Here is a 7,348-nt window from a genome sequence, read left to right on the forward strand (position 1 = left end):
GTAGGCTGATTTCATATTTAAAAAGTCCGGTGATACTGTCAAGCTTTATTTTGGCTTTTTCTCGTTTTTTTCTGTTGATTAATTTCCACATGCCCTCATTTAAGGATTAAGATCTTGCGAGTCAGTGAGTTAGACTCGGACCTCAAGCGTAAAAAATATATCCCGGGAGCCACCTGGCGCCCCTGCTTGTCGATTCCGTGCCACAGGTATTTAGTTCCGTCAGGATGGGAGTATTCGGCTTTGATGTCAGCTACTAGCTGACCCTTCGTGTTGAAAATTTTCAACAGGGGTGGTAAATTTGACCACATTTTGTATTCTATTGTCAGAGTGGAGGATAAGCCCAAAGAGAAGGGATTGGGGTAAACCGCGAAAGCCGCCGGGCCGGAATCCGGCATCAGATCGTCGTTATTGGCCACAAAGTCGATCGGGACCGAGATCCATTCATCCTGTCCGGGGTACCAAGCAAGATTGGGTGAATCTGCTGTATCGGAGGCTTCGATCTGATAGTGGAAAACAAGGTCCCAGGAGTTGAAGGCGGGGTCTAGCGCACAGAACCAGACATTGTTTCCGATGTCCTCGAAGGGTGCCACATTCACAGTTCCGTCGTCAACGCGGTAACGCAGGCTCACCTGTGCCACGCCGTGGTTGTCTGTCACCGTGGCGAAAAATACGGCGGGTTCGTTGCCGATCTGGTCCAGGGGGCTGTGCGTGATCTGGGGGCTTTCGGTATCGGCGTAGATGGTGAACACGTGCGGGTCCAGGGCCGCTAAATAGGGATGGCTGATAGAGCGGCCGGATGCGTCCGCGGCATGGATGTAGTAGCGGATGCTGTCCCCGGGCGCGAAGCCTGAAAGCGTGGCAGCGTAGTCATTTCCGCCGAGATGCGTCAACAAGGCGCTTTGCCAGGGCGCGGAATTGACCTTATAGGCCACAAAGGTGGAATCTTGGAGCACCGCCTGGCCGCTGTGGGCCTTGACCGTGGCGCTGAAAACCAGTTCGGAAACCTCGTCCAGCGTGCCCCAATAGGGCATGTGGCTGATGTGGAGCATGTTCTGGTCCGGGATCTCGTGAGCGCGGCAATGCAGGGCGTCAGTCGATTCCCAGGGCGTTGAGGCTGCGCCGGCCACTCCGACCACCTCATATCCCGGCATGGCGTCCTGATAGGCCTGCAGCGCGGCGGCGTCGTAGGAGCCGTTCATGATCGGCACGAAGACCCGGTTGTTCAGGATCAGGGAATTGGTGTAGGGCTGGTTTTGCGGCGTGTTCACGCGGTAGACTTTATAAGGATAGCCCCAGGCGCAATTCAGGTTGGCAAAATAGGCCGCGGTCTGTTCGATGGCGTTGTATTGGGCGTGGGTGGTTGGCACACTGCGGATCAGGACCTTGTCCGGGGCCAGGAATTTTCCCCAGCAGTCGATGTGGTCGATATAGGTGTTGTTCGGATCAGGCAGCACGTGATAGCTGGTGATGCCCATGTAGGCTTGCATCCGGGCATTGACCTGGGCCTGGGTGAGGGAGGAGTTTTCGCTGTAGGCGATGGTGGTCTGGGCCGCGGTGTTGATCCCGTCCGTCATGTAATTGCCCCCGGTCTGGTAGAGGCTCATGCCATAATAATCCAGTCCGTTCTGGTTGGCAAAGACCTGGGGGATCAGGTTGTCGTTGGGCCGGGGCCGGTTGTAGCGGTAATCCACCACGCCATAGTTGTCATTTCCGTCAAAAATGAACCAGGGCCCGTAATCCCTCGTCCAATAGGAATCCGTGGCCGCGATGAGGAAGGAAACGTTGGCCATGTTGACCCCGCCGGAAGTGAAGGCCGTCGTGGCCTGATTCTGCACGGTGGCAGAGGACACGATGCAAACCACCTGCGCGGTATTGGCCAGCTGGGCCACAAGGGAGACGGGAATGCCGAGCGGATAGCGGATCAGGACGTGCGAGGCCGGCTCAAATTCCGCGATGGGGCGCACCGGGCCGGCTGGGGGATCAGTTTCGGTGAATCTGCCAAAATCGTTGAACAGATCGCCGGGCAGGTCCTGATGGGCGAAAAGCAGGGCCGGAAGCAGGCAGAGAAGTGCCAAAACAAAGTTCTTAACAAGCCGCGGGACTCTGGGCATAAGTCAAAACTCCAATAGGTGAAGATTTCTTGTCATTAACATACAATTTTCAAGCCGAAACCCGATAAATCTTGGGACAGGCTCCGGAGCGAGGGGGTTCTTGTCTTCGTATTTTAGTGCTTTGAGCCTCTTTTCCCTGGGGTTGGCAAGACTTCCACAAACCCATTTCCGCCAGTGCTGGACCAGGAAGAGCAGCTTATCTGGCTGGATCCCGGGTCAAGGAGGCTGTGTGAAAACTCAGCTCATAGTACCGAAGGGACAGAATTACAGATAGCTACTGTTTGCGTGAGTCCCGTAGAGACGACATTTCAGATACCTATCTCATTGGGGGGCTGCGAGTATGATGCTTCCCAATATGTCATCCCCACGGGACTCAGGAGGCATGTTTAGGGTTATTGTGCTATCTAAAATATCGTCCCTACAGGACTTTCATGACCCTTAACTCCCTTTTCACCCAGTTTCGCAGCCCGGGATGACACTGGATGACACAAGCTACCAGTTCTAACTGATCTTCTACTCCCTCCCTATCACTACGCTATCATTACGGACTCATTACGGACAAAGTCCGTAATGAGTCCGTAATGACACCGTATTGATAAAGGGAGCCAGCTGGGGGAAGAACCGAAAGAGAAGGCTGTAAACTCTTCTTTATCAATGGAATCAAATACTCAAGGTGAATTATGCTGCAAGATACGAAAACAGCTCTGAATTGCCGGGTGCTGAGATCGGGAGATCGCCAGACGTGGATCCCTCGCTCGGGAAGTGGGCTGAGCGGTTGCAGAAGCGTTTCCCAATAAGGCTCCACGATGCGCGTGAGATAGTACTTGACAGAATGATTTGCTTAAAAATACATACAAAAACAAGGATAATCAATGAGCAAAAGCAAGCACTTAATCGTCCAAGAACTCGATCCAGCCAGCGTTGAAGGGGTATCCGAGCTTCAGAGGAAGCACTACCTCACGCTGGGTTACACACCGTATCTGATGGGCGATGGAAGGAAGAAATGGCTGACCGACGCGCAACGCGTTTACCTGGAAACCAAGGTAAGGCACAGGCCGGTGCGCCCAAAAGAAAAGCCCGAACAGCGAGGGACCGGCAGGCGGAAACGCAGGCGGCGGAACAGGGTTGTGCTCTTTATCAGGGACAACTGGCTCATTTTGCTCCTGCTCGCGATCATCCTGGCAACGATAATTTATATGTTAAAATAAAAAAGCAGCGTCGCTAATTAGGGAGAAAGCCAATGCGGATCATGCTGACCAATGACGATGGCGTATTCGCGCCGGGAATCAGGACCCTGGCCGCGCATCTGAGCGAGGCCGGGCACGAACTGATAATCGTGGCCCCGGACCAGGAACGGAGCGCCGCCTCGCACTCGATCACTTTACGCAAGGACTTGCGGCTCAAGGCTTTGGCGGCCAATGAGTACAGCGTGGACGGCACCCCGGTGGATTGCGTGGTGATCGCCACCCAGCGCATATTGACGGAGCCCGTGGACCTGGTGATCTCCGGGATCAACCGCGGCCAGAACATGGGCGAGGACGTCCTCTATTCCGGCACGGTGGCCGCAGCCCTGGAAGCCAGCCTGTTCGGCAACAAGGCCATCGCCGTCTCGATCAATTCCTACCAGGGCCAGAATTTCGACACCGCTGCGGGGTGGATGGTGAAGCTGCTGGAAATGGGGGTCGATAGACTGGTCCCACCGCGCGGCATCCTGAACATCAATTTCCCCAACGCCGCCCCGGAGCAGATAAACGGAGTGCGCCTCACCACGACTGGCCACCGCAGATATTACAATTTCATCAGCATCGTCGAGGAACTTCAGGATGGTTTCATCTACCGCATCGGCGGAGACCTGCCCTCTTGGGAGATCCAGAAAGGCACGGACGCCGAGGCGATCGCGGAAAACTACGTCTCCATCACCCCGCTGGGCATGACGCTCACCCACGGGGAAGCCTTTCCCGGCATCCTGGAATGGCTGGAAGAGAACGAACTTTTGCAGTTTGAGAAGCACTGATGCGGTTTGAGGACCAACGCGCCCTGCTGGTGCAGGAACTGACCCGGACCGGGATCACCGACGAACGGGTGCTGGCGGCCTTTGCCAGGGTTCCCAGGGAGCTTTACGTCCTGCCGCAATACCGGGATTACGCCTATCGCAACCAGCCCCTGCCGATCGATCTGGACCAGACGATCTCCCAACCGCTGATGATCGCCATCATGCTCCAATATCTGGAGCTGAAGGAAGAGGACGTGGTGCTGGAGATCGGCACCGGAAGCGGCTATCAGAGCGCGCTGCTGGCTGAATTGGCGCGGGACGTCTGCACCATAGAGCGCCTCGAGCCGCTATCCCTGAAAGCCCAGTCCGTGCTGCGCGATGAGGGCTACCGGAACATCCATTTCCGCATCGGCGACGGCGCGCAGGGCTGGCAGAAAGCTTTTCCGCCCTACAAGGAATTCAACAAAATAGTCGTGAGCGCCGCGGCGATCGGGATCCCCCAGCGCCTGAAGGAACAATTGGCCGAGGGCGGGATCATGGTTGTCCCGGTCGGCAAAGGCCGTTATCAAGACCTGAACCGCGTTGTGCGCCAAAACAACGAATACATCGTCACTGAACATGGCGGCTGCACGTTTGTGCCCCTGATCAGTTCATGAAGGAGGAAGCTTGGAAAGCAAGATCCTGACCCTGCTTAAAAAATGGTACGGCGATCCGGCCAAACATATGGAACTGCGCCATTATTCGCTGTTCAAGGAACTGAGCGCCTACGAGCTACGTCTGGTCCACAAGTATCTGCACAGCCGCGAGTTCAAGGCTGGCGAGCTTATCTTCGAAGAGGGCTTTCCGCTGGAGGTGATTTATTTCATCGTGGCCGGCGAGGTGCAAGTCAGTGGATTTGCCAACTGCAGAGGGCCCCAGGTTTTGAAAAGGCACAAATTCATCGGCGTGATCGATCTTTTCGACCAAGCAAAGCGGCTCAGCACAGCCACAGCGCTGACCGATGTGAGCCTGCTGGCGCTATCAGAGCGGGATTTTTGGGAATTGGTGAACAAGAACCGCGCGCTGGGGATCAAACTCCTGGCCGCATGCTGCCGTTTTCTGGACAGATATCTGCTGGAGTCGGCGCCAACCAGCCAGCCATGAACTGGACCAGGCTGATCTTCATTGTCCTGATGGCCGTGGTGGCGATCGCCGCGCTGATCTTCTACAGCTCCATCCTGGTTAAACTGCTGCTGGCGATCGTTTTGGCCTACATCCTGGATCCTTTGGTCACCCGTCTGGAATTCAAACGGATCCCGCGCTGGCTTGCCATTCTTTTGGTTTATGCCCTGATCGGCGGGATCATTGCCTGGCTTTCTGCGTGGTTCATACCCCGCCTGATCGCGGAGGGAAACCAGTTCATCACCTTGCTGGGCAGGACGGACAGGCCCATTAGCGAGATCATCTTGGAACTGCCTTTCATCCAGCCCCTGTATGAGATGTTGTTGAAGCTGGACGTGAATATCCCGCAGATGGAACTGGCGGGGAAGTTTGTCAACTTTATCGAATCGGCCAGCGCCCAGATCTGGAAACTGCCCAAGCTGCTGTTTGACAACTATCCGGTGATCGTGAACGCGATCATGGTGATCTTCACCATCCCCATCTTCGGCTTCTTCATCCTCAACGACAAGCAGAAGCTGCGTCAGGCGATCGTCAAATTGGTGCCGGGCAGGTATTTCGAACTGGCCCTGATCCTGTTGAACAAGGTGGATGAGACGGTGGGCAGATACATGCGGGCGATCCTTTTGGAAATGCTCTCCGTGAGCATCATGTCCACCATCGCGCTCACCATCGTGGGCGTGCCCTATGCCATCGTGATCGGCATCATCGCCGGCATCACCAACATGGTTCCCTACATCGGGCCCTGGATCGGCGGCATAATCGCGGTCCTGACCGTTTTTCTGACGGGATTTCCGCCCATCATGGCGGTCTGGGTGGCCCTGGCGATGTTTATTGTCCAGGGTTTGGATAACTACATCGTTTATCCCACGGTGATCGGCAAAACTATCAGGATGCATCCGCTGCTGGTGCTGCTCACCGTTTTGGCCGGGGGCTATTTTGGCGGCGTGATCTGGATGCTGATCTCCGTTCCCCTCGTATTCATGGTTTACAGCCTGGTCAAAGAACTTTACATAAATCTAAAACAATTCCGACTACTCTAAAGAGGTATGAATGAGCCTAATCGATAAGTGCCACAGTTTCCAGGATGCCAAAAAGGCGATCGCCCTGGGCTACTATCCCTATTTTCGGGAGATAACTTCAGAACAAGACACAGAGGTGATGTGCAACGGCAGGAAGATGCTGATGATGGGTTCCAACAGCTATTTGGGGCTCACCATCCATCCGCGTGTCAAGGAAGCCGCGATCCAGGCGGTCAGGAAATACGGCAGCGGCTGCGCCGGTTCCAGGTTCCTCAACGGGACCTTGGACATCCACATCCAGCTCGAAGCGGAACTGGCCAAGCTCGTGGGCAAGGAAGCCGCGCTCGCTTTTCCCACCGGATATCAGGCCAACGTCGGCGCCATCTCCGCGATGGTGAACAAGAATGAATACATGATCACGGACAAGTATGACCACGCCTCGATCATCGACGGCTGCCTGCTTTCCCAGGGCACCATGCTGCGCTATAACCACAACGACATGAAATCCCTGGAGCAGACGCTGCATAAGATCCACGGGAAAAACAGCCTGATCATAGTGGACGGGATCTTCTCCATGGAAGGCGATATCGCGGACCTGCCCAACATCGTGGCCCTGGCCAAAAAACACAACGCCAGCCTGATGGTGGACGAAGCCCATTCCCTGGGCGTTTTGGGCAAGATGGGGGCCGGCGCTGCGGCGCATTTTGGCCTCACCGCGGATACGGACCTGATCATGGGAACTTTCAGCAAATCCTTGGCCTCGGTGGGCGGATTCATCGCCGCGGACGAAGACATGATCCACTATCTGAAGCACAAATCCCGCGCCCTCATCTTTTCCGCGTCCCTGCCTCCGGCCTCCACGGCCAGCGTGCTCGAGGCCATCAAGATCATGGAGGAAGAGCCCGAACGCATTGCCCAACTCTGGGACAACACCAATTACATGATGCAGGAATTCAAGGCCATGGGCTACAACACCGGTACATCCTGCACTCCGGTCATTCCGCTCCACGTGGGCGACATGATGGCCGCCTTCCGAATGTGGAAACGCCTGGACGAAGAGGGGG

7 protein-coding genes are annotated in these 7,348 nt (G+C 55.6%); 6 read left to right on the forward strand and 1 reads right to left on the reverse strand.

Annotation, left to right across the window (positions count from 1 at the left end; genetic code table 11):
• Window positions 1–95 precede the first annotated feature (95 nt).
• Window positions 96–2,111 carry an agmatine deiminase family protein gene (locus K0B87_04235; protein MBW6513949.1) on the reverse strand — a complete coding sequence of 672 codons (2,016 nt, stop codon included), beginning with the start codon at window positions 2,109–2,111 and terminating at the stop codon, window positions 96–98.
• An 872-nt stretch (window positions 2,112–2,983) separates the two neighbouring features.
• On the opposite strand from K0B87_04235, the gene K0B87_04240 reads away from it, so the two are divergent.
• The 6 genes from K0B87_04240 to K0B87_04265 form a co-directional block, all read left to right on the forward strand.
• The gene (locus tag K0B87_04240) at window positions 2,984–3,319 is read left to right on the forward strand and encodes a hypothetical protein (protein MBW6513950.1); all 336 of its coding nucleotides are present in this window, start codon (window positions 2,984–2,986) and stop codon (window positions 3,317–3,319) included.
• Between the two features lie 32 nt (window positions 3,320–3,351).
• Window positions 3,352–4,125 carry a 5'/3'-nucleotidase SurE gene (gene surE / locus K0B87_04245; GenBank protein MBW6513951.1) on the forward strand — a complete coding sequence of 258 codons (774 nt, stop codon included), beginning with the start codon at window positions 3,352–3,354 and terminating at the stop codon, window positions 4,123–4,125.
• Window positions 4,125–4,760 carry a protein-L-isoaspartate(D-aspartate) O-methyltransferase gene (locus tag K0B87_04250; protein ID MBW6513952.1) on the forward strand — a complete coding sequence of 212 codons (636 nt, stop codon included), beginning with the start codon at window positions 4,125–4,127 and terminating at the stop codon, window positions 4,758–4,760. The genes surE and K0B87_04250 overlap by 1 nt, the downstream gene beginning before the upstream one ends.
• A gap of 10 nt (window positions 4,761–4,770) precedes the next feature.
• A complete protein-coding gene (locus K0B87_04255) occupies window positions 4,771–5,247 on the forward strand; it encodes a cyclic nucleotide-binding domain-containing protein (protein MBW6513953.1) in 477 nt (158 codons plus the stop codon).
• The gene (locus K0B87_04260) at window positions 5,244–6,305 is read left to right on the forward strand and encodes an AI-2E family transporter (protein MBW6513954.1); all 1,062 of its coding nucleotides are present in this window, start codon (window positions 5,244–5,246) and stop codon (window positions 6,303–6,305) included. The genes K0B87_04255 and K0B87_04260 overlap by 4 nt, the downstream gene beginning before the upstream one ends.
• 10 nt (window positions 6,306–6,315) lie before the next feature.
• The coding region (locus K0B87_04265) for a pyridoxal phosphate-dependent aminotransferase family protein (protein MBW6513955.1) at window positions 6,316–7,348 on the forward strand (1,033 nt) is incomplete at its 3' end.

It is taken from the genome of Candidatus Syntrophosphaera sp. (assembly GCA_019429425.1).
Lineage (GTDB): Bacteria > Cloacimonadota > Cloacimonadia > Cloacimonadales > Cloacimonadaceae > Syntrophosphaera.